This window comes from Lentzea cavernae, assembly GCF_014653695.1.
GTDB lineage: Bacteria > Actinomycetota > Actinomycetes > Mycobacteriales > Pseudonocardiaceae > Lentzea > Lentzea cavernae.
This window is the reverse complement of record NZ_BNAR01000011.1, coordinates 1-21,394: the sequence shown is the minus strand read 5'-3', so window position 1 is coordinate 21,394 and position 21,394 is coordinate 1. Positions and strand designations below refer to the sequence as shown.

At 69.7% G+C, this 21,394-nt stretch carries 24 protein-coding genes and 1 pseudogene; 14 read left to right on the top strand and 11 right to left on the bottom strand.

The genetic code is table 11. From position 1 onward, the window contains the following. Positions 1-34 precede the first annotated feature (34 nt). From bioB to IE307_RS30515, 3 genes are read left to right on the top strand one after another with little or no spacing between them, the layout of a single operon-like run. Positions 35-1,051, top strand: coding sequence for a biotin synthase BioB (gene bioB, locus IE307_RS30525; protein ID WP_191302858.1), 1,017 nt, complete (start codon positions 35-37; stop codon positions 1,049-1,051). Then, on the top strand, positions 1,051-1,239 hold the full coding sequence (gene bsaP, locus IE307_RS30520; RefSeq protein WP_191302857.1) for a biotin synthase auxiliary protein BsaP: 189 nt from the start codon (positions 1,051-1,053) through the stop codon (positions 1,237-1,239). The genes bioB and bsaP overlap by 1 nt, the downstream gene beginning before the upstream one ends. A 27-nt stretch (positions 1,240-1,266) precedes the next feature. After that, positions 1,267-1,860 (top strand): DUF2567 domain-containing protein, encoded by a 594-nt coding sequence (locus IE307_RS30515; protein WP_191302856.1) that lies wholly within the window; start codon positions 1,267-1,269, stop codon positions 1,858-1,860. A 29-nt stretch (positions 1,861-1,889) separates the two neighbouring features. On the opposite strand, the gene IE307_RS30510 is transcribed toward IE307_RS30515, so the two are convergent. From IE307_RS30510 to IE307_RS30495, 4 genes are all read right to left on the bottom strand, one after another. Further along, entirely contained in the window at positions 1,890-2,612 is a 723-nt protein-coding gene (locus IE307_RS30510) for a putative hydro-lyase (protein ID WP_191302855.1), read from the bottom strand. After that, positions 2,609-3,853, bottom strand: coding sequence for an MFS transporter (locus IE307_RS30505; protein ID WP_191302854.1), 1,245 nt, complete (start codon positions 3,851-3,853; stop codon positions 2,609-2,611). The genes IE307_RS30510 and IE307_RS30505 overlap by 4 nt, the downstream gene beginning before the upstream one ends. A 617-nt stretch (positions 3,854-4,470) precedes the next feature. Then, entirely contained in the window at positions 4,471-5,151 is a 681-nt protein-coding gene (locus tag IE307_RS30500) for an LON peptidase substrate-binding domain-containing protein (protein WP_191302853.1), read from the bottom strand. A 10-nt stretch (positions 5,152-5,161) separates the two neighbouring features. Continuing rightward, positions 5,162-5,857 carry an NUDIX hydrolase gene (locus tag IE307_RS30495; protein WP_268250432.1) on the bottom strand — a complete coding sequence of 232 codons (696 nt, stop codon included), beginning with the start codon at positions 5,855-5,857 and terminating at the stop codon, positions 5,162-5,164. A gap of 73 nt (positions 5,858-5,930) precedes the next feature. Between IE307_RS30495 and nadA the strand changes: the two genes are divergently transcribed. From nadA to IE307_RS30475, 4 genes and pseudogenes are all read left to right on the top strand, one after another. After that, on the top strand, positions 5,931-6,950 hold the full coding sequence (gene nadA / locus IE307_RS30490; RefSeq protein ID WP_191302851.1) for a quinolinate synthase NadA: 1,020 nt from the start codon (positions 5,931-5,933) through the stop codon (positions 6,948-6,950). Next, complete coding sequence (locus IE307_RS30485; protein ID WP_191302850.1) at positions 6,950-8,563, top strand: L-aspartate oxidase; 1,614 nt, start codon at positions 6,950-6,952, stop codon at positions 8,561-8,563. Before nadA ends, IE307_RS30485 begins: the two co-directional genes overlap by 1 nt. Further along, complete coding sequence (gene nadC / locus IE307_RS30480) at positions 8,560-9,399, top strand: carboxylating nicotinate-nucleotide diphosphorylase (protein ID WP_191302849.1); 840 nt, start codon at positions 8,560-8,562, stop codon at positions 9,397-9,399. Before IE307_RS30485 ends, nadC begins: the two co-directional genes overlap by 4 nt. A 148-nt stretch (positions 9,400-9,547) precedes the next feature. After that, positions 9,548-9,826 (top strand): annotated as a pseudogene (locus tag IE307_RS30475) (IS481 family transposase); the annotation flags it as partial. A 9-nt stretch (positions 9,827-9,835) separates the two neighbouring features. Here the strand turns inward: IE307_RS30475 and IE307_RS30470 are convergent. Together IE307_RS30470 and IE307_RS30465 are read right to left on the bottom strand one after the other, a co-directional pair. Further along, complete coding sequence (locus tag IE307_RS30470; protein WP_191302847.1) at positions 9,836-10,255, bottom strand: antibiotic biosynthesis monooxygenase; 420 nt, start codon at positions 10,253-10,255, stop codon at positions 9,836-9,838. Between the two features lie 23 nt (positions 10,256-10,278). After that, the gene (locus tag IE307_RS30465; RefSeq protein ID WP_191302846.1) at positions 10,279-11,058 is read right to left on the bottom strand and encodes a carbon-nitrogen hydrolase family protein; all 780 of its coding nucleotides are present in this window, start codon (positions 11,056-11,058) and stop codon (positions 10,279-10,281) included. Between the two features lie 24 nt (positions 11,059-11,082). Here IE307_RS30465 and IE307_RS30460 point away from each other — a divergent pair, with 24 nt between their 5' ends. Continuing rightward, the gene (locus IE307_RS30460; RefSeq protein WP_191302845.1) at positions 11,083-12,582 is read left to right on the top strand and encodes an ABC transporter substrate-binding protein; all 1,500 of its coding nucleotides are present in this window, start codon (positions 11,083-11,085) and stop codon (positions 12,580-12,582) included. On the opposite strand, the gene IE307_RS30455 is transcribed toward IE307_RS30460, so the two are convergent. Continuing rightward, positions 12,575-13,066 (bottom strand): hypothetical protein, encoded by a 492-nt coding sequence (locus IE307_RS30455; RefSeq protein WP_191302844.1) that lies wholly within the window; start codon positions 13,064-13,066, stop codon positions 12,575-12,577. The two genes, IE307_RS30460 and IE307_RS30455, sit on opposite strands and share 8 nt — an antisense overlap. Before the next feature lie 10 nt (positions 13,067-13,076). Further along, positions 13,077-13,565: a hypothetical protein gene (locus IE307_RS47015; RefSeq protein ID WP_229905225.1), complete on the bottom strand. Its 489-nt coding sequence runs from the start codon at positions 13,563-13,565 to the stop codon at positions 13,077-13,079. Between the two features lie 27 nt (positions 13,566-13,592). Between IE307_RS47015 and IE307_RS30450 the strand changes: the two genes are divergently transcribed. Beyond that, complete coding sequence (locus IE307_RS30450) at positions 13,593-14,714, top strand: aminotransferase class V-fold PLP-dependent enzyme (RefSeq protein ID WP_229905224.1); 1,122 nt, start codon at positions 13,593-13,595, stop codon at positions 14,712-14,714. Here IE307_RS30450 and IE307_RS30445 read toward each other — a convergent pair. Continuing rightward, positions 14,698-15,993 carry a M14 family metallopeptidase gene (locus IE307_RS30445; protein WP_191302842.1) on the bottom strand — a complete coding sequence of 432 codons (1,296 nt, stop codon included), beginning with the start codon at positions 15,991-15,993 and terminating at the stop codon, positions 14,698-14,700. The genes IE307_RS30450 and IE307_RS30445 overlap by 17 nt on opposite strands. A gap of 131 nt (positions 15,994-16,124) precedes the next feature. On the opposite strand from IE307_RS30445, the gene hisD reads away from it, so the two are divergent. The 4 genes from hisD to IE307_RS30425 are packed head-to-tail and all read left to right on the top strand — an operon-like array spanning position 16,125 to position 19,295. Continuing rightward, on the top strand, positions 16,125-17,441 hold the full coding sequence (hisD, locus tag IE307_RS30440; protein WP_191302841.1) for a histidinol dehydrogenase: 1,317 nt from the start codon (positions 16,125-16,127) through the stop codon (positions 17,439-17,441). Then, entirely contained in the window at positions 17,438-18,544 is a 1,107-nt protein-coding gene (locus IE307_RS30435) for a histidinol-phosphate transaminase (RefSeq protein ID WP_191302840.1), read from the top strand. Before hisD ends, IE307_RS30435 begins: the two co-directional genes overlap by 4 nt. After that, positions 18,541-19,140 carry an imidazoleglycerol-phosphate dehydratase HisB gene (gene hisB / locus IE307_RS30430; protein ID WP_191302839.1) on the top strand — a complete coding sequence of 200 codons (600 nt, stop codon included), beginning with the start codon at positions 18,541-18,543 and terminating at the stop codon, positions 19,138-19,140. Before IE307_RS30435 ends, hisB begins: the two co-directional genes overlap by 4 nt. Further along, the gene (locus IE307_RS30425; RefSeq protein ID WP_191302838.1) at positions 19,140-19,295 is read left to right on the top strand and encodes a CG2302 family histidine operon protein; all 156 of its coding nucleotides are present in this window, start codon (positions 19,140-19,142) and stop codon (positions 19,293-19,295) included. The genes hisB and IE307_RS30425 overlap by 1 nt, the downstream gene beginning before the upstream one ends. Here the strand turns inward: IE307_RS30425 and IE307_RS30420 are convergent. Together IE307_RS30420 and IE307_RS30415 are read right to left on the bottom strand one after the other, a co-directional pair. Next, positions 19,292-19,897, bottom strand: coding sequence for a class I SAM-dependent methyltransferase (locus tag IE307_RS30420; protein ID WP_191302837.1), 606 nt, complete (start codon positions 19,895-19,897; stop codon positions 19,292-19,294). The genes IE307_RS30425 and IE307_RS30420 overlap by 4 nt on opposite strands. Beyond that, positions 19,894-20,418 (bottom strand): RNA 2'-phosphotransferase, encoded by a 525-nt coding sequence (locus IE307_RS30415; protein WP_191302836.1) that lies wholly within the window; start codon positions 20,416-20,418, stop codon positions 19,894-19,896. The genes IE307_RS30420 and IE307_RS30415 overlap by 4 nt, the downstream gene beginning before the upstream one ends. A gap of 751 nt (positions 20,419-21,169) precedes the next feature. Between IE307_RS30415 and IE307_RS30410 the strand changes: the two genes are divergently transcribed. Further along, positions 21,170-21,361 (top strand): alpha/beta fold hydrolase, encoded by a 192-nt coding sequence (locus IE307_RS30410; RefSeq protein WP_191302835.1) that lies wholly within the window; start codon positions 21,170-21,172, stop codon positions 21,359-21,361. Positions 21,362-21,394 lie beyond the last annotated feature (33 nt).

Here is a 21,394-nt window from a genome sequence, read left to right as displayed (position 1 = left end):
TAGTGCACGCCAGGCCACAGCAGGAGGAGAAACCGTGACCGCAGCGCCGGAACAGATCGACGTGCTCGACGAGGCTCGTGAGCAAGTGCTCGAACGAGGCGTCGGGCTCACCGAGGCTCAGGTGCTGAAGGTGCTGGAGCTCCCCGAGGACCGGATCCCCGAGCTGCTCGCACTGGCGCACGAGGTCCGGGAACGCTGGTGCGGCCCCGAGGTCGAGGTCGAGGGCATCGTCTCGCTCAAGACCGGCGGCTGCCCCGAGGACTGCCACTTCTGCTCGCAGTCCGGCCAGTTCCCCTCGCCCGTGCGTTCGGCGTGGCTCGACATCCCGGGCCTGGTCCGCGCGGCGCGGCAGACCCGCGACACCGGCGCGACCGAGTTCTGCATCGTCGCGGCCGTGCGCGGCCCAGACAAGCGGCTGCTCTCGCAGGTGCGCGACGGCATCAAGGCCATCCGCGAGGACGGCAACGACATCCAGATCGCCTGTTCCCTGGGCATGCTCACGCAGGAGCAGGTCGACGAGCTCGTGGCGATGGGCGTCCACCGCTACAACCACAACCTCGAGACGGCCCGCTCGCACTTCCCCGAGGTCGTGACCACGCACTCCTGGGAGGAGCGCTGGGACACGCTGCGGATGATCCGCGACGCCGGCATGGAGGTCTGCTGCGGCGGCATCATCGGCATGGGGGAGACGCTGGCGCAGCGCGCGGAGTTCGCCGTGCAGCTCGCGGAGCTCGAGCCCGACGAGGTCCCGCTCAACTTCCTCATCCCGAACCCCGGCACGCCGTACGAGAACTACCCGGTCGTGGAGGGCGCGGAGGCGTTGCGCACGGTCGGCGCGTTCCGGCTCGCGCTGCCGCGCACGATCCTGCGGTTCGCCGGCGGCCGTGAGCTGACGTTCGGCGACCTGGGCGCGAAGCAGGGCATGCTCGGCGGCATCAACGCGATCATCGTCGGCAACTACCTGACGAACCTCGGCCGTCCCGCGCAGCAGGACCTCGACATGCTCGAAGAGCTGTCGATGCCGATCAAGGCGCTGAGCCAGACCCTGTGATGACGTACTGCTCCTTCTGCGGCAAAGAGGAAGCTGACGGCGACCACGCGTTCTGCCGTCAGCGGCTGTCCGCGATCGACCCGCCGCGGTACTGCCGGGAGTGCGCGCGCCGCATGGTCGTCCAGGTGACACCGGACGGCTGGACGGCGCGCTGCAGCCGTCACGGTCAGACCGTGTCGCGCCCCTGAGAAGATCTCGGTAGTAACCTCTCGCGAATGGACGAGAACGCAGCGCCGGTGCGCACTGATCCCGTGCCGGAGCCGCCGTACGTCTACCACTACTACCTCCGGCCACGACCGAAGGTGGTGGTGAAGCGGGATCTGCTGCCGAGCCTCGTGGTGGCGCTGACGACGTTCGCGTTCGGGCTGCCCGCCGCCTACCTCTGGTCGTGGCTGGCCCCGGCGCAGCTCAAGATCGTCTCGCCGCAGGACGGCAAGTTCTACCCGATCGGGGTGGAGAGCTACCACCGGCTCGACGCGCTGATGATGTTCGTGCTGATCGGTCTCGGCGCGGGCGTGATCACCGGGATCTCGACGTGGCTGCTGCGGCAGCGGCGCGGGCCCGTCGTGATGCTGGGGATGACCGCCGGTTCGTTCGCGGCGGGGTGGATGGCGCAGTGGATGGGCGGCAAGCTCGCCGCGAGCGCCTACCCGATGCCGTCGTCGATCAAGGCGAACGACACGTTGCTCGTCGCGCCCGCTCTGGAGACGTGGTGGGGAATCCTGGCGTGGCCGCTGGGCGCCGCGCTGGCCTACGGCTGCTGCGTGGCGTGGAACGGCTTGGACGACCTGGGGCGACGCCTCGGCTGAGTCGGCTGAGGCGCCGCCCTCGTGGCTGCCTAACCGACGCGGTAGGCGAAGTCGGGCATGTCCGTCACGAACATCTGACCGGGCGCGTGCGTGATCGCGAACGGCGGTTTCGACTTCATCAGCACCGCCTGCGGAGTCACCCCGCACGCCCAGAACACCGGCACGTCACCGGGTTCCGGTGTGATCGCGTCGCCGAAGTCGGGTCGGTGCACGTCGTCGATCCCCAGCAGGTGCGGATCTCCCGCCCCGACCGGAGCCCCGTGCACCGCGGGCATCAGCGACGTGACCTTGTACGCGATGTCCACAAGGGACTCCGGGATCCAGCGCATGGACACGACCATCGGGCCGTGCAGCCGTCCGGCGGGCCTGCACTGGACGTCCGTGACGAACATGGAGACGTTCTTGCCCTGATCCACGTGCCGCAGCGGCACACCGGCGTTGGTGAGAGCCGTCTCGAACGTGAAGCTGCAGCCGATCAGGAACGTCACCAGGTCGTCGCGCCAGTGCTCGGTCGCGTTCTCGGGCTCTGCTGTCAGTTCGCCGTGCTCCCAGATCCGGTAGCGCGGAGCTTGGGTCCGCACGTCCGCGTCCTGCTTGAGCGCGCTGACCGTCTCGCCGGCGTCCAGCACGTCGAGCACCGGGCACTGCTTGGGGTTGCGGTGGGTGAAGAGCAGGAAGTCGTACGCCCAGTCCTTCGGAACGGCGATCAGGTTGGCCTGCGCCTGGCCCGGCGCCTGTCCCGCGGTCGTCATTCGAGCTCCTTGTTGACCGTCTCCGGCAGCCAGATCAGCGCGAGGACACCGATCCCGTACGCGGCCGCACCGAACAGCATCGCACCGCCGATGCCCATCCGGTCGGCCATGAACCCGACGAGACCGGGGAACACCGCGCCGAACGCGCGTCCCAGGTTGTAGGTGAAGCCCTGCCCGGTACCGCGCAACCGCGTCGGGTAGAGCTCGGACAGGTAGCTGCCGAACCCGCTGAAGATCGCGGACATGCAGAACCCCAGCGGGAAGCCGAGGAACATGACCAACGTGTTGGCACCGTTGGGAATCTGCGTGTAGGCGACGATCAGCAACGCACTGGCGATCGCGAACAGCGTGAAGGTCTTCTTGCGCCCCAGGTAGTCCGTGAGATAACCGCCGGACACGTACCCGATCCACGCGCCGGTGATGAGGAACGCGAGGTACGCGCCCGTGCCGATGATCGTCAGCCCGCGCCCCGTCTGCAGGAACGCCGGCAGCCACAGCGCGAGCGTGTAGTAACCGCCCTGCACACCGGTCGCGAGCAGCGACGCGAACACCGTGGTCTTGAGGATCGGCCCCTGGAAGATCTTCGCGAACGTGCCGCTCTCCCGTGGCTGCGCCTTGGTCTCCGGCGCGTCCTCGACGTTGCGGCGCACGTAGAAGATGAGGATCGCGGGCAGCGCACCCGTCCAGAACATGATCCGCCAGCTGATGGCGGGGTCGGCGAAGCTCGCGACCAGCGTGTTGATGAGGACCGCGAGCCCCCAGCCCACGGCCCACGCGCTCTGGATGAACGCCACCGTGCGCCCGCGGTACTTCGGCTTGCAGTACTCGGCCACGAGGATCGCCCCGGCCGCCCACTCACCGCCGAAGCCCAGGCCCTGCAGCGCGCGGAAGACCAGCAACGTCTCGTAGTTGGTCGCGAAACCGCACAACACCGTGAAGAACGCGTACGCCGCTACCGTGATGACCAGCGTCTTCGACCGGCCGAACCGGTCGGCCATGACGCCCGCCACCGCGCCGCCGATGGCGCTCATGAGCAGCGTGCTCGTGCCCAGCAGGCCGGCTTCCGCCTTGGTGAGGCCGAAGTAGCCGGTGATCGCGACCAGGCTCAGGGGCAGGACCCAGTAGTCGTACGAGTCCAGCCCGTAGCCGCCGAAGGCGCCGACGAACGCGCGCCTGCCCTTCTGGCCGAGACTGCGGAACCAGGCGAAACGGCCTGTGTCCTCGGTCGTGGACGTGCTCATGGGACACCTCGCAGCGTGGTGGAGGAGTGGTCGAGTGTGATGTGGGACTCAGAGTAAGGATTGTTCAACAATCCCACAAGGCTACATTTCAACGATCCGACGATCGGTGTGGTGCGGATGGGTTCGGTCGTGTCGGAGGGCGCAGCTCAACGCACCTCGGGGCAGCGTTGGGGTGTTCGCGGATGCGGCTCAAGGCGCTGCGGGACGTCCTTGGGATTCGGAGATGCGGCTCAACGTCATGCCGGATGCAGGCTTGGGACCTGCCGCTTCCGGCTTCTTTGCCGATTCGCGCGGCCTTGACCCCTCGGCAACTGCCGCTCACCTCGCGCGGGCTCCCTCTCGGCAGGTTCCGCGTCTCGGCTCTGGCCAGAGCGCCTCAGGTCTTACGCGCGACCGCTCGCTCGTCGAGCAGCGCCGCTGTCAACCGCGTTCAGGGATGCAGCCCGTCTCAGCGGACTCGCCTACCCCAGCGTCCCACCGCTCAGCTCAGGACCTACGCCTAAAACCCCTCTGCTGCCCAGCGTCCTTACCGCTCAGCGCCTATGCCGCCAGTGCCCCCGGCACCCAGCCCAAGTCTCCACACGACCACCGCCGCACCCCAGAACCACCCCAACCGGCTAGTTCTGGCTGGGCACGTGCCCGAACTCCGTCAAAGGCACCGGCACCGCCTTCAAAACGCTCAAAATCCCGGTCTCCCGATGCAACATCCGCCGCACCAACCGCAACCGCCGAGCCGGCGACCTCTCCTCCAGCAACCGCTGCCGATCCTCCACGGGCAACAGGCAGTCGGCCGCCAGCAGGTACGACAAGGCCCCGAGCTCCACGTCCTCGGAGGGCGCCGACCAGTCCTCCTGGTGCCAGGCCGCCCCGCAGTACCGTTCGTGCGCCGCGCGGGCGCCGCGTTCCAGCAACGGCACCACCTCCTGCGCGGCCTCGGGCACCGGGGCGTCGTCGAGGTAGTCGACGTGGGCCAGCAGGTATGGAGCCGTCGTCGTGTCGACGTCCACCAGGCGGAACCGGCGCACGCCGCGCGTCACGATGTCGAAGCGGCCCTCCGGCAGCAGGCGGGCGTCCAGGAGGTCGGCCGAGCAGCCGATGTCCTGAAGGGAGTGCACGTTGTCGGCGCCCACCTCCCAGCCCTGCTTGATGCAGACGACGCCGAAGGTGCGGCCGAACAGCGAGCCCGTCATCAGGTCCACGACGAGCTGGCGGTAGCGCGGTTCGAAGATGTGCAACGGCAAAGACGCCCCCGGCAACAGCACAGTGCCCAGGGGGAACAACGGAAGCGTCTCTGCCACGCGTGCAACGTTACGTGGTGCCACCTCCGCCTGCTGGACGGCCGGATCCCGGCGGCCTCAGCACGGCGAACGGATCGGTCACCTTGATTCCCTTGGCGCTGAACCGGAACAGTGCGGCGGGCCGGCCGCCGGACGGGCCGGGGGGAGCGGTGCCACCTGTGGGTTCGAGCAGCAGGCGGCGTGACAGCACGCGCTGCAGGTTCGTCGCGGACACGCGGTAGCCCAGCGCCGCGGAGTAGTGGTCGCGCAGCAGCGAGATCGTGAACTCCGGTGGTGCCAGCGCGAAACCGACGTTGGTGTACGACAGCTTCGAGCCGAGCCTCTGCCGTGCCCGTCCGACGATCGAGGCGTGGTCGAACGCCATGGCGGGCAGCTTCTCGACGCAGTGCCACAGGGTGTCGGAGGGGACTTCGGGATCGACGTCGGAGGGGACCAGTCCCAGGAACGCCGTCGCGACGACGCGGGGACCGGGAACGCGGTCCGGGGCGCTGAAGACGGCCAGCTGTTCGACGTGTGACAGTTGTCGCACGTCGACTTTCTCCGCCAGCTGACGGCGGATGGAGGACTCGACGTCCTCGTCCACCCGCAGCTCTCCACCGGGGAGCGACCAGCGGTGAGCGTGTGGTTCCTGTGCGCGCTCCCACAGCATGACCTGGAGTGACGCACCTCTCACCCGCAGCACGGCTGCCAGAACTTCGTGCCCCACACCTGCCACCCGGCTGATACTATCGGCCACGTTTTCGACCATTAGGCGAAAACCCCGGATCGAGGAGGCAGTGATGGTCGCTACCGCAACCGTGGAGCGAACCGCGTCGGGTGTGTACGGCGGAGTCGAGCCGAACGCCGCGTGGCGAGACGAGGTGCTGCGCCTCGCCGAGGAGCGCGACGCCGTCATCCTGGCGCACAACTACCAGCTGCCCGAGATCCAGGACATCGCGCACCACACCGGCGACTCCCTGGCGCTGAGCAGGATCGCCGCGCAGTCCGACGCGCAGACCATCATCTTCTGCGGCGTGCACTTCATGGCCGAGACCGCGAAGATCCTCGCGCCGCAGAAGACCGTGCTGATCCCGGACGAGCGCGCGGGCTGCTCGCTCGCCGACTCGATCACCGGCGCGCAGCTGCGCGAGTGGAAGGCGCAGCACCCCGGCGCCATCGTCGTGTCCTACGTGAACACCACGGCCGAGGTGAAGGCCGAGACGGACATCTGCTGCACGTCCTCGAACGCCGTCGACGTCGTCGCCTCGATCCCGGCCGACCGCGAGGTGCTGTTCTGCCCGGACCAGTTCCTGGGCGCGCACGTCAAGCGCGAGACCGGCCGCGAGAACCTGCACATCTGGGCGGGCGAGTGCCACGTGCACGCCGGCATCAACGGCCCCGAACTGGCCGAGCGCGCCGCCGCGAACCCGGACGCCGACCTGTTCATCCACCCCGAGTGCGGGTGCGCCACCAGCGCGCTCTACCTGAGCGGCGAGGGCATCGTCCCGGCGGAGAAGGTCAAGATCCTCTCGACCGGCGACATGATCAGCGCGGCCCGCAGCACGAACGCCAAGAAGGTGCTCGTCGCGACCGAGGTCGGCATGCTGCACCAGCTGCGCAAGGCCGCCCCGGAGATCGACTTCCGCGCCGTCAACGACCGCGCGTCCTGCACCTACATGAAGATGATCACGCCGGCCGCGTTGCTGCGCTGCGTGCGTGACGGCCTGGACGAGGTGCACGTCGACCTGGAGACCGCCAAGCGCGCCCAGGGCGCGGTCCAGCGCATGATCGAGATCGGCAAGCCCGGCGGCGGTGAGTGATGGCCGCGCGCTGGGAGGCGCGAGCCGACCTGATCGTGGTCGGCACGGGCGTGGCGGGTCTCACTGCCGCGCTGCGGGCTCGTGAGCTGGGACTCCGGGTCCTGGTCGTCACGAAGGCCGCGGGGGACGACGGCAACACGCGCTGGGCTCAGGGCGGCGTCGCCGTCGTCATGGAGGACCAGCACGACGACGGCGACTCCGTTCAGAGGCACATCGAGGACACGCTGACGGCGGGCGCGGGCCTCTGCGACGACATGGCCGTCGCGGCGATCATCACCGACGGCCCCGCGGCCGTCGCCCGGCTGCGCGAACGCGGTGCCGTGTTCGACGCGAAGCCGGACGGCCTGCTCGAACGCACCCGCGAAGGCGGCCACAGCGCGTTCCGCGTCGTGCACGCCGGCGGTGACGCGACGGGCGCCGAGGTCGAACGCGCGTTGCTCAAGGCCACTGTGGACGGACGGGTTCCCCTGCTGGAGAACCACGTCGCGGTCGACGCGGTCAAAACACCTCTCGGCGCGGTGGCCGGACTCCTGGTGCTGGACGGCAACGGCGTGCCCGGTGTGCTCACCGCGCCCGCCGTGCTGCTCGCGACCGGTGGCCTCGGCCAGATGTACCAGGCCACCTCGAACCCCTCCGTGGCAACGGGAGACGGCCTGGCGCTCGCGCTCAGGGCCGGCGCCCTGGCCGCGGACGTCGAGTTCATCCAGTTCCACCCGACCGTCCTCTACACGGGCCGCGGCGCACGGGGCCGGTGCCCGCTCGTCACGGAAGCCGTGCGCGGTGAAGGCGCCGTGCTGGTCGACGCCACGGGCGCCCGCGTCATGAAGGGCGTGCACCCGCTGGAGGACCTGGCCCCGCGCGACGTCGTGGCGGCCGCGATCACCCGGCACATGGCCTTGGAGCCGGGCGGCGTCGACGACCACGTCTTCCTGGACGCGACGGCGTTGCACGACATGAAGACCCGCTTCCCGACCGTCTACTCGGCGTGCGTCTCGGTGGGCGTCGACCCGGCCGTGGACCCGATCCCGGTCGCCCCGGCGGCGCACTTCGCCTGCGGTGGCGTGGTGTCCACCGTCGACGGCCGCACCGGCGTGACCGGCCTGTACGCGGTCGGCGAGGTCGCCCGCACGGGCCTGCACGGCGCGAACCGCCTGGCCTCCAACAGCTTGCTCGAAGGCCTGGTCTGCGGCACCCGTGCCGCCGAGACCGTCGCGGCGGACCTCGCCATCGGCCTGGTCGCCCCCGCGCGGACCGTGGACCCGGTCCTGCCGACCGCCCCGGTCGCGGACCGCGACCTGCTCCAGCGCGTGATGTCCCGCTACGCCGCCATCGGCCGCGACGCGGAGGGCCTGGCCGTCGTCGGCTCGGTGCTCGACGTGTCCACTGTGGACAAGCAGCTGGAGTCGCGCGAACTGGTCGAGGACGCGGCACTGACCACGGCCGCCCGCGCCCTGATCGCGGCGGCACAGCAACGCACCGAGTCACGCGGCTGCCACGTCCGCACGGACTGCACGGAGCGTTCTGAGGCGTGGCAGCGCAGCCAGCTCGTCCGGCTCACCCCGACCGGCCAGCCCGTGCTGGCCGATCCCGTTCTCGCAGAAGGTGTCGCATGACCACCATCGACTGGGACGACGCGAACCGGGTCATCCAGCTCGCGCTGGAAGAAGACCTGCGCTACGGCCTCGACGCTACGACGCTGGCGACCGTGCCCGAGAAGGCCGTTGCCACCGCCGAGATCACACCACGCGCATCAGGCGTGCTCTGCGGCGTTTCCGTGGCCCGCACGGCTTTCCAGCGCTACCTGCCCGAGATCGAGGTGGTCTCCGAGGCCGAGGACGGCTCCAAGGCCGTCCCCGGCGAGCCGGCCCTGGTCCTGACCGGCCCGACCCGCGGCCTGCTCACCGTCGAACGCACGGCCCTGAACCTGATCTGCCACCTGTCGGGCATCGCCACCCAGACAGCCCGCTGGGTCACCGCGATCGAAGGCACCGGCGCCGCCGTCCGCGACTCCCGCAAGACGTTGCCGGGCCTGCGCTTGCTGCAGAAGTACGCGGTCCGCGCGGGCGGCGGCGTGAACCACCGCATGGGCCTCGGCGACGCGATCCTCATCAAGGACAACCACGTCGCCGCGGCCGGTTCCGTCGGCGCCGCCATCCGCGCCGCCCGCGCACACGCGCCCGATCTGCTGATGGAGGTCGAGGTCGACAGCCTGGAGCAGCTCGACGAGGCGCTGGCCGAGGGCGCGGAACTGGTGCTGCTGGACAACTTCACGCCCGAGCAGTGCGCCCGGGCCGTGAGGCGGCGTCCGGACGGCGTGAAGCTGGAGGCGTCCGGCGGGCTCACGCTGGACGTGGCGCGCGCGTACGCCGAGACCGGTGTGGACTACCTCGCGGTGGGCGGTCTCACGCACTCCAGCCCGTCACTCGACCTCGGCCTGGACCTGCGCTAGCTGTGATGTCCAGGGACGTTGTTCCGGTTTGGGCGGGTGACGGCTTGTCGTGAAGACAGTGAAGGCCTCTGGATGTGAAGTGGAGCTGTCCAGGAGCCGCTTCACCACCTGGAGGCCTTCGTGTCCCACCCTGACGCGGCACTGACTCGAGGGCGAAGCCGGGATGGCCGACCGCAGCTCGCGTCCACACCACAGCCGCGCCAAGACGCCCGAACCGCTGGTGCGGCAGACCGTGACGCTGCGCCGGCGCCACCGGCTCGGGCCCGTGCAGATCGGCGGCCGGCTGGGTCTAGCGGCCTCGACAGTGCACGCGGTACTGGTGCGCTGCCGGATCAACCGCCTGTCCCGCATCGACCGAGTCACCGGCATTTCTACAATCACCACCGAGTTCACTCCGCCCTCGGAGGCCAGCCACCCATCCCCCGGCTGACCAATCTCACCGGACCTGCGCCAGCGGCGGCCGGTAACGCTCGACACCGACCCCGCGGGCGCCGGGGAAGTTCTGCACCCGGCGCCAGTCGGCCGTCTTCGAGCCGACCCCGTTGCCGTCCGACAGCGCGTCGACGTGGTCCTGCGCACTGACCCACTCCGCGTAGTTGACGACCTGCCGGCCGTCCTCCCTGATGTGGAAGGCGGCGGAAATCCCGCCGGGATGCGGGTTCGGGTCGCTCGCGAGAGCCACGAACACCGAGTCGACCCATGCCCGTGCGGTCGCCTCGTCGTCCGTGTCGATCGTGACCAGCACAACGCATCCCACAGACCGGCTGTCGGACGTCATCCCACCAGTGCGGTAGAGCGTGAAACCGTCGAGTTCGTCGCGGCCCCGGACGAACGCGGGCAGTTCGGGAAGAGTCATGTCCACGATCCTGTGGCCTAGACCTAACTGGAGGTCAAGCGCCGGTTCGCCAGCACCGGCAACACCTCACGGGCCCGAGCCACCACGTCGAAGTCCAGGTCGACCACGGTGTCGGACACCTGCTCCGGCAACTGCGCCACGACCTTCCCGAACGGGTCCGCGACGGTCGAGAACCCGATCCCGGTGGGCGCCACGACCCCGAGATCCCCGGGATACGCCTGCCCGCACGCCACGACGTACGAAGTGCAGTCCAAGGCCCGAGCCCGCACCAACAGCTCCCACTGATCCTTCTTGCCCGCCCCCGCGCCCCACGACGCTCCGACGAGCACGGCGGACGCCCCGAGATCGGCCAGCGCGCGGAACAACTCGGGAAAGCGGATGTCGTAACAGGTGGCGACGCCCAGGGTGACCCCGTCCACCTCGAAGACCACGGGTGATTCCCCGTGCACGACCGTCCGCGACTCCTGGAACCCGAACGCGTCGAACAGGTGGATCTTGTCGTACCCGACGTGCAGATCAGGCCCGGTCACGAGCAACGTGTTCGCCACCCGGTCACCGGAAGGCGTGAACATCCCGGCCACGACCACCACGTCGTGCTGCACCGCGATCTCGTGCACCGCCGATGCCCATGGCCCGTCCAACGGCTCCGCGACAGGCCCGAGGGGCACGCCGAAACGGCACATCGTCGCCTCGGGCAGCACCACGACCCGCGCGCCCTCCGCCCGGCGCACCGCGTCCCGGACCAGCTCCAGGTTGGAACGGGGATCGGTGGTCGAGCTGATCTGACTCACGGCGATGCGCATGGCAGTCACTGTAGGGTCCGACTCGTGCGTTCCCCACTGCTCCTAGTCGTGTTGCTGGCCGTCGCGGGCTGCACCGAGACCGCCGCACCCCGCCCGGACGGTGGGACGAACGGCACGTCGATCGTGCTGGCCGACCGCGACGAGCCCACGACGCTGAACCCGCTGCTCGGCTACGGCGCGCAGGGCGTGTCGAAGATCTACGACGGCCTCGTCGAGCACCGCCAGGACGGGTCGCTGACCCCGCAGCTCGCGGCCGACCTGCCGGAGCCGGCGGCGGACGGGCTGAGCTGGACGGTCAAGCTGCGCGGCGACGTGAAGTTCACCGACGGCACCACGTTCGGCGCCGAGGACGTCGTCGCGACCTACACCGCGGCGCTGCAGACGTCGGTCAAGGAGCGGTTCAGCACCCTCAAGAGCGTCGAGCAGCTCGACCCGTCGACGGTCCGCTTCACCCTCACGCAGGTGCACGCCGCGTTCCCGCACCTGCTCGTGCTCGGCGTGCTCCCCAGCGAGCAGGCGAACCCGGACGGGAAGCCAGTCGGCACCGGCCCGTACCAGGTGTCCGAGTGGAAGAAGGGCGACCGGCTGCTGCTGGAGGCCAACGACGGCTACTTCGGCGGCGCGCCCAAGGTCAAGAAGGTGACGGTCGTCTTCGTCACCGACGACAACCAGCGCGCCCGCCGCATGCAGGACGGCGAGTTCGACGGCACGGTGCTGCCGCCCAAGATCGCGGCCTCGTTCGAGGCCAGGTCGGGCCTGAACATCCAGTACCACCGCAGCGCCGACTACCGCGCCGTGCGACTGCCCGCGGCCAACCCGGTCACCGGCAACGCCTCCGTCCGCCTCGCGCTCAACTTCGCCGCGAACCGCCAGGGCATGAGCGACAGCCTGCTCGAGGGCAAGGGCACCATCGCCTACACGCCGGTGCCGGACGCGCTCGCCGAGGAGTTCGACCCGACCGCGAAGTTCCGCTTCGACAAGGCGGAGGCGGCGCGGCTGCTCGACGTGGGCGGCTGGGTCCCCGGCGCGGACGGCATCCGGGCCCGCGAGGGCGTCCCGGCCCGCTTCACGCTGATGTACCCGCTGGGCGACGACCTGCGCGCGGACCTCGCCACGGCGTTCGCGGCCGACGCCAAGGCCGTGGGCGTGGACGTGCAGCTCGCGGGCCTGTCGTGGGAGGCGATCCGGCCGCGCATGGCCCAGGACGCGCTGCTCTACGGCGAGGGCTCGCCGTTCGACCCGGACCTGATGCTCTACGACCTGCGCGGCCAGGGCAGTCCCGCCGCCGACGCCGCGCTCGAGAACGGCCGCAAGCTCAACGACCCGGCGCAGCGGGCCGTGGCGTACAAGCTCTTCCAGCAGGCGTTCGTCGCCGCGCCGTCGATGGCGGTGCTGGTCTTCCCCGAGCACGCGTACGTGATGCGCGACTCGTGGAACGGCTACCAGCCCGTGGTCGACCCGAACTCCTACGGCGCGCTGGCCTGGGGCCCGTGGTGGAACCTCGAGAAGTGGGAACCTAAGTAGTCCTGGCGTTGATCTCGCGGACGGCGCGCTCCGGGTCGTCCGCCCAGAACTCGACGCGCTCGACCCGCTGCACGCCCGTCTTGCCGAGGTTGACGAGCTGTGGCTCGTGGAACGGCACGGTCACGTTAGTCTTGGTCAGCGACTGGATGACCAGGGCGTCGCCGATCACCTCGACGCTGCGCTGACCCTTGTGGCTGCGCTCGGCGACCTGGGCCGCGCCGAGGTCCGCGGTCGGCAGGCGCCAGTCGAAGAACCCCAGCTGGCGCAGCCGCAGCTCGTCGTCGGAGACGGTGTGCGGCTGCTTGGTCAGCACGTAGAGAGCGCCCACGCACACGACGGCGTTCAGCACACCCAGGACGATCAGCGTGATGAGCAGCCACGGGATGTCCAGGCCGAACGCGACCAGCGCGATCCCGACCGCCGTGATGATCAGGAACCGCACGTACCGCGGCTTCATGCGCTTGCCGTAGGGGATCTCCACCATGGCGATGAGCCTATTTTCGCAGCGCGCGAACCATGCCGTCGGGGTCGTCGGTCCAGAACTGGACCTTCGTCACGTCGTGCGCCCCGCGCCGGCCCAGGTCGATCCGCTGCGGTTCGTTGAGGAGCAGCGAGACGTTGGTGGAGTGGGAGATCGTCAGCACGAGCGTGCCGTCCACAACGGACCGGGTCTTGTTGTCCGCCTGGCTCGTCATGCCCTGCGTCACGGTTTCGATGGCCGCCAACGGAATCCTGTACTCGAACTCACGCGCGTACCGCAGGCACAGGTGCTCGGCGTCCACCGAGTGTTCGAACCTGTGGAGCATCCAGAGCTGCCACGCGAGCAGCAACGCGCTGAGCAACCCGAGCACGAGCAGCACGGCCCGCAGCCAGTACCACGGCACGAGCAGCTCCACGAGCAGGATCTCCAGTGGCGTCACCACCAGGAAGACCCACAGGAACGGCCGCACCTGAGCGCTGTACCCGAACGAGCGATCCCCCATGTACTCGATGGTGGCACAGTGGTGGGGGTGAGCGATCTGATCTTCTTGGACAGCGCCGGTTCCTCGATCCCTCCCGCTCCGGTCGTGGACGAGGTCATCGGCCATCTGAAGCGGGAAACGGAGATCGGCGGCTACCGCGCGGCAGCGGAACGCCGCGATGACCTGGAAGCGGGCTACGGCGTTCTCGCCGACCTCTTCGGGTGTCAGCCGTCCGAGGTCGCCTTCACGGACAGTGCAACTCGATCTTGGCTGGCGGCGTTCGACGCGGTGCCCCTGGTGGCCGGGGACAGAATTCTCGTCACCGAGGTCGAATACGCTGGCAACGCGATCCCGGTCCTGCGTCGTGCGGCGGAGTCCGGGGCGGTCGTCGAAGTCATGCCTTCCGACATCCACGGACAGGTCGATCTCGACGCCCTGAACCTTGACAACCGAGTCAAGCTGATCTCGCTCGTGCACGTGCCGACGAACGGCGGCCTGGTCAACCCGGTGAACGACATCACAGCGGCGGCTCGTGAGGTCGGCGCGCTGGTGCTGCTCGACGCCTGCCAGTCGACCGGTCAGCTCGACCTGCGCGGGCTCGACTACGACATGCTCGCGTGCACCGGGCGCAAGTGGCTGCGAGGTCCGCGCGGCACCGGCGCCCTGGTCGTGCGCGACGAGGTGCGGGAGAAGCTCCACCCGCGCCTGGTGGACCTGCACAGCGGCGAGTGGACGGGGCCGGCGGAGTACCGGCTGCGCGACGACGCTCGCGTGTTCGAGCTGTGGGAGTGCGGCGTCGCCGACCGGCTCGGCATGATCGCGGCCGCGCGGTACGCCCTGGACAAGGGGCTCGCCGTGATCGAGGCCGAGGTCGCCGACCGCGCCAAGCGCTTGCGCGAAGGGCTCCGGTCCATTCCCGGCATCACCGTGCGCGACCTCGGCGAGCGCCAGTCGGGCATCGTCACCTTCACGTCGGACCGCGTTCCGGCGACGGAGCTGAAAGACCGGCTGTGGCAGCGGAACGTCGCCGTGACGGTGTCGCACCGGGGGTCGACGCTGATCGACATGACGCGGCGGGGCCTGGACGAAGTAGTGCGGGCGTCCCCGCACTACTTCGTCACCCCGGAGGAGATCGATCAGGCGCTGGACCGCGTCAGCAGCTCACGTTGATGACGCGCTTCACGCAGTCCGAGTAGCCGACGAACAGGTCGACGGCGCGGTCGTTGCGGCTCGTCTGCGCCGCGATGACCGTGTCACGCGGGTAGAAGCCGTTGAGGCCGCCGCTGCTCGGGTACATCTCGAAGGTGTACGACCAGATCTTGTGCTGGCCCCACATCCAGTCGTCGATGCTGCCGTCGGTGATGTACAGGTCGCTCGCCTGCTCCGGCGTGTAGCCGTTGGTGGCGGCCATCTGCTGGCCGAGCGTGCGGAACGCCCGCTCCTCGGTCGCGTCCAGGCCCGGCGCGGTGTTCGCGGTGGTGTAGCCGAACGGCCACAGCACGAGCTCCGAGAACGAGTGGAAGTCGATGTTCGTCTTGATCTGCTGGACGCCACCGATGACGCGCGAGTCCACGAAGTTCTTGATGACGGTGGTCTCCGGAGCGGAGAACGCCGCCGTGCCGCGGTAGGTGTCCGACGTGCTGGAGCCGCTGGAACCGCCGCAGCAGCCCCACTTGAAGCCCCAGTTGCGGTTCAGGTCGGTGCCGTTGCCCTGGCGGTTCTTGCGCCAGCCGCGGAACGACCCGGTGGCGATGTCGTACTCGACGCCGTCCGGGTTGACCATCGGGACGAACCAGACCTCGCGCGTGTCCACGAGGTTCTTGATCGCGGAGTTGGCGTAGTTGTCGGTGTACCGCTTGATGATCTGCAGGCACTGCTCGACGGTCAGGTGCTCACGCGCGTGCTGGTTGCACGTGAAGATCACCTCCGGCTCGCTCTCGTCGGTCGCGACGTTGTCGCTGACCTTGAGCGCCCAGATGTCCCGGTTCTGGTAGCTCTTGCCGATGCTGCGCAGGCTCGCGAGCGCCGGGTGGTCGCGGACGGTCTGCTGCAGCTCCGCCGTCATCTCGGCGTAGTTGTGGTAGCCCGCGTAGCCGGACGGGAAGTCCTGCGTGCCGATCTGGCCCGGCTTCGGGTCCGTGAAGTCGACCTTGCCGAGGCTCTTGAGCTGCTGCTCGAAGTCGCCGACGTACTTGAGCGGCAGTCCGGTGGCCTGCAGGGCCCGGTACTGCGCCTTGTCCGCGACGACCGAGATCGTGGTGAGCTTCGTCGCGCCGAGCACGTCCACGCCGATCTGGGCGATCTGGGTGCGTTCGGCGGAGGTGTTGGCCGTGACCTCCAGCAGGTACCGGCCGGAGTCGGCGTTGCTGGGGGCCGCCATGCCCGCGACCAGCACGGGCAGGCAGATGGCGAGCACTGCGGCGATCTTGCCGCGGCGTTTGGTGAACATGGGTTCTCCATCATCAGCAGGGGTTGCGACGGAGTGGTGCTCGACCGAGCGTGGCCGGGGCGTCACGGGCTGAGTAGCGCCGATAGCGGGCTGACCGTTGACAGATTTCCGCAGGAACTAGGCTGTCAGACATGCTGAACCGCATCGACCTGCGAGGTCGCACCACGACCCCCGCTCAGTTGCGCGCCATCGTGCCGCGCGCCGAGGTGGACGTGGACGCGGTTCTGCATCACGTGCGTCCCATGGTGGACGCGATCGCGGAGCGCGGCGTCGAGGCCGCTCTGGAGTACACGGAGAAGTTCGACCAGGTTCGTCCGGCTTCTGTCCGTGTGCCCGCTTCGGAGATCTCGTCCGCTTTGTCCTCGTTGGACCCAGCCGTGCGCGAGGCCCTGGAAGAGGTCATCGCCCGCACCCGGCGCGTGCACGCCGACCAGAATCGCGTCGACACCACGACCCAGGTGGTCCCCGGCGGCACCGTCACGGAGAAGTGGGTGCCGGTCGCGCGCGTCGGTCTCTACGCGCCCGGCGGCCTCGCGGTCTACCCGTCGACGGTCGTCATGAACGTCGTGCCCGCCCAGATCGCCGGCGTCGAGTCGCTGGTCGTGGCCTCGCCGCCGCAGGCGGAGTTCGGCGGCCTGCCGCACCCGACCATCCTGGCCGCCGCCGCGCTGCTCGGCGTCGACGAGGTGTGGGCCGTCGGTGGCGCCCAGGCCATCGCGCTGCTGGCGCACGGCGGCGTGGACACCGACGGCGCCGAACTGGCCCCGGTCGACATCATCACCGGCCCCGGCAACATCTACGTGACGGCGGCCAAGCGCCTGCTGCGCGGCCTGGTCGGCATCGACTCCGAGGCGGGCCCGACCGAGATCGCGATCCTCGCCGACTCGTCGGCCGACGCCGTGCACGTGGCCGCCGACCTGATCTCCCAGGCCGAGCACGACCCGCTCGCCGCCTCCGTCCTGGTGACGGACTCGGACGAGCTGGCGGACGCGGTCGACGTCGAGCTGGAGCGCCAGATCGGTGCGACCAAGCACACCGAGCGGATCCGCACCGCGCTGGCCGGCAAGCAGTCCGGCGTCGTGCTGGTGTCCTCTGTGGACGAAGGCGTCCGGGTCGTCGACGCGTACGCCGCCGAGCACCTGGAGATCCAGACGCGCGACGCGCGTGCGGTGGCGGAGCGGATCCGGTCCGCCGGCGCGATCTTCGTCGGTGCCTACGCGCCGGTGTCGCTCGGCGACTACTGCGCGGGCTCGAACCACGTGCTGCCGACCGGTGGCTGCGCGCGGCACTCGTCCGGGCTGTCCGTGCAGACGTTCCTGCGCGGCATCCACGTGATCGACTACTCCGAGGAGGCGCTGCGCGAGGTGGCCGACAAGGTCGTCGCGCTCGCCAACGCCGAAGACCTGCCCGCGCACGGGCAGGCCGTCACGGCGAGGTTCTCCCGATGAAGCCGGTCGTGGGCGCACGGGTGGAGCTGTCCGACCTGCCCCTGCGCGAGGACTTGCGCGGCCGCACGCCCTACGGCGCGCCGCAGCTCGACGTCCCTTATCGCCTGAACACCAACGAGAACCCGTACGCGCCGACGGACGCCCTCGCGGCGGACGTCGTCGCGGCGGTCGCCGAGATCGCCGACGAGCTGCACAGGTACCCGGACCGCGACGCGGTGGCGTTGCGCGAGGACCTGGCGGCGTACCTGGCCGAGGCGACGTCGGTCCCGCTGACGGCGGAGAACCTCTGGGCCGCCAACGGTTCCAACGAGATCCTCCAGCAGGTCATGCAGGCGTTCGGCGGGCCGGGCCGGGTGGCGCTGGGCTTCGAGCCGTCGTACTCGATGCACCCGATCATCGCGGCCGGCACCCGCACCGAGTGGTCGCCGACCCCGCGCCGTGCCGACTTCTCGCTCGACGTGGAGAAGGCCGTCTCGGTGATCTCCGAGACGCGGCCGGACATCGTCTTCGTGACGTCGCCGAACAACCCGACGGGCCAGTCGATCCCGCTCGATGACCTGCGGCTGCTGATCGAGTCCACCACGGGCGTGATCGTGGTCGACGAGGCGTACGCGGAGTTCTCCCCGCAGGAGAGCGCGATCAAGCTGCTCGACGAGTTCGGCTCGCGCCTGATCGTCTCGCGCACGATGTCGAAGGCCTTCGCGTTCGCCGGCGGCCGCCTCGGCTACCTCGCGGCCGCCCCGGCCGTGGTGGACGCCCTGCAGCTGGTGCGCCTGCCGTACCACCTGTCGGCGCTGACGCAGGCCGCCGCGCGCGCCTCGCTGCGCCACGCCGCGGAGACGCTGGGCTCCGTGGCGAAGCTGGCGGCGGAACGGGATCGGGTGTCCGCCGAGCTGGCGGCGCTGGGCTTCGAGGTCGTGCCCTCGGACGCGAACTTCGTGCTGTTCGGCTGGTTCGAGAACGCACGGGAGACCTGGAAGTCCTATCTGGACCACGGCGTGCTCATCAGGGACGTCGGAATCGCGGGTCACCTGCGGGTGACCATCGGAACGCCCGAGGAGAACGACGCTTTCCTCGCGGCCAGCAAGGAGGTCAGCCGGTGAGCCGTGTCGGCAAGGTGGAGCGCACCACCAGGGAGTCGTCGGTCTACGTGGAGATCGACCTGGACGGCACCGGCCAGGTGGAGATCAACACGGGCGTGCCGTTCTACGACCACATGCTCACCGCGTTCGGTGTGCACGGCAGCTTCGACCTGATCGTCCGCGCGACCGGTGACACGCACATCGACGCCCACCACTCGGTCGAGGACATCGCGATCGTGCTGGGCCAGGCGCTGCGGGAAGCGCTGGGGGACAAGAAGGGCATCCGCCGCTTCGGCGACTGCTGGATCCCCATGGACGAGACGCTCGCGCACGCCGCGGTCGACGTCTCGGGCCGCCCGTACACCGTGCACAAGGGCGAGCCGGAGCAGTTCAACAGCTTCGTGATCGGCGGCAACTACCCGTTCGTGCTCAACAGGCACGTCTTCGAGTCGTTGGCGTTCCACGCCCAGATCGCGCTGCACGTGCGCGTCGAGTACGGCCGCGACCCGCACCACATCGCCGAGGCCGAGTACAAGGCCATCGCGCGTGCGCTGCGCGTGGCCACCGAGCCCGACCCCCGCGTCGGCGGCATCCCGTCGACCAAGGGCGTGCTCTGATGCCGAAGGAAGTCGTCGTCATCGGCCTGCTGGCCCTCGCGGGCTTCCTGGCCGGTGGCGTCTACACCACGTGGAAGACCGCCAAGGTCCTGGCGATCATCCTGCTGGTGCTCACCCTCGTGGCGGTCGGCGGCGCCGTTCTCTGGCTGATCTAGCCCTTGCGGGCCAGCACCCAGTGGAACGTCGCCGGGTCCGGCTCGTGCATGGTCACCAGGTCGTCGACGACGACCTCCAGGTGCCGCCCGAGGAACTCGCGGTTCTCGGCGGGGGTGTTGCTGCCGAAGAACATCTCCACGCCGAGCCACGTCTCGGTGACGTCCGGCGTGCCGACGCCGAGCGAGGCCAGGAACAGGCCGCCGGGCTTCAGCCAGCGCGCGATCCGCGCGAGGAGCGCGGGCTGCTCGGCGCGGGGCACGTGCAGGATCGAGTAGAAGGCCGCGACGCCGTCGAACTCGCCCGCGGGAAAGTCGAGGACGGTCATGTCGGCCTTCTCGAACCGCGCACCCGGCACGTTCGCACGGGCGAGGTCGACCTGCTTCTGCGACAGGTCGACACCGAGGACGTCGTGCCGTTCGGCGAGCTTCCTCGTGCAGGGAACGCCTGCGCCACAACCGAGTTCGAGCACCTTCGCCCCGTCGGGCAGCCGCTCGTCGAACTCGGCGAGGTAGCGCGACCGGGGGTCGTCTGCGATCCGCGCGGACCAGTCGAGGTACCGCTGCGCGATGGCGTCGTAGCCGTCCTCGACGGTCCGCTTCACGCCGTCTCCAGATAGCGCGCGGGAACGTGCTGCGCGAGCCACACCCCGTTGGCGCTCAACCGGAACTCGTGCCCGTCCGCGTGCATCGCCTTGGCGTCGACGGTCAGGATCAACGGGCGTCCCCTCCGTGACCCGACGCGCCGAGCGGTCTCGCGGTCGGGGGACAGGTGCACGTCGTGGCGTGACATGGGCCGCAACCCCTCCCGCATGATGTCGTCGAGGAACTGCGCGACCGTCCCGTGGAACAGCTGGTCCGGCGGTGTCGCCGCCGGCAGGCCCAGTTCGACCTCGACGCTGTGGCCCTGGTTCGCGCGGATGCGGTCGCCGTCGATCGAGAAGCGCTTCTTGTCGTTGCGGTCGACGACCTCGCGCAGGTCGGTCTCGGAGATGCCGAGCGCGTTCAGGAGGTCGGCCACCGGCACCCAGCCCGCGGGGTCGAGGGTGAGGCCGACGCGCTCGGGCTGGTGCCGGAGCGCCTTGGACATCCGCTTCGAGAGGCGGATCATTCTTTCGTCTTCCATTTCCCCCTCAGCAAACCACAGCGCGTCCACCGGTTTTACCGCTCGATCGACCCGTCGCTGACCTGCGGAACACCCCCGCAGCCTCACTCGAACGGGTGGTCTTCGTCCTGATTCACGCCTGACGCCGTCTAGTAGATGTCCTGATTACATGATCAACCGCCCCCGCAAGTATGCGGAGCGCGGGTGTGCGGACCGACGGATGTCGAGAGCGGATGGCAGGTGGACGGCCGAGTCCTCACCGGACGACAGACGCAGGCAGGACGGCAGGCGCGTGAATGTGCCCGAGACGGCGTCGCGCGCGTGGGAACGGGACTGGACATGTGTGCGCCCGGCACGCCGTCACGGGGAGCAGCGATCGTTCGCCCACCGGCGTGTGCGGCGTGATCGTGCCGACACACTGTCGGTGCCATCGGACGCCGGCGGAGAACTAGACACAGCGCGGTGCGGACCGGGAGCGCCCCGGAAGATTGTGACCCCGCGGAGAACCTGACGCCGGGGACCATGCGCAGCCCGCAGCCCGCAGCCCGCGCCCGCGCCCGCGCCCGCGCCCGCGGACCGCGACCTCGGACCGCGGACCGCGCGTCGGCTCGCTGCCGCCACCGTGCGGCACGGACGGCGATGCCCAGCTACCTGCGGCGGCCAGAGGACGTCCGGTTCGGCATCGAGTGGCTGCGGCAACTCCAGGCCGAGACCCCGGGCCACGCCACGGCTTCCCGACGCCGCTCAGCGCATCGCCGCGCTCGACATCCCGGTGCTCCTGCTGCGCGGCCGCCACGACATGACGTTCCCAGTCAGCCTGGTCGAGCCGTCGCTCGACCTGATCCCGCGCGCACGCGCCGTGGTGCTCGACAACGCGGGCCACATCCCGCACGTCGACGACCCCGACGGCTACCTGCACGCGGTGCGGGAGTTCCTAGGGCGTGTCCTGTGGATCTTCACCTGAGGTGCAGGACGATGCAGGCCAGGATGATCTCGG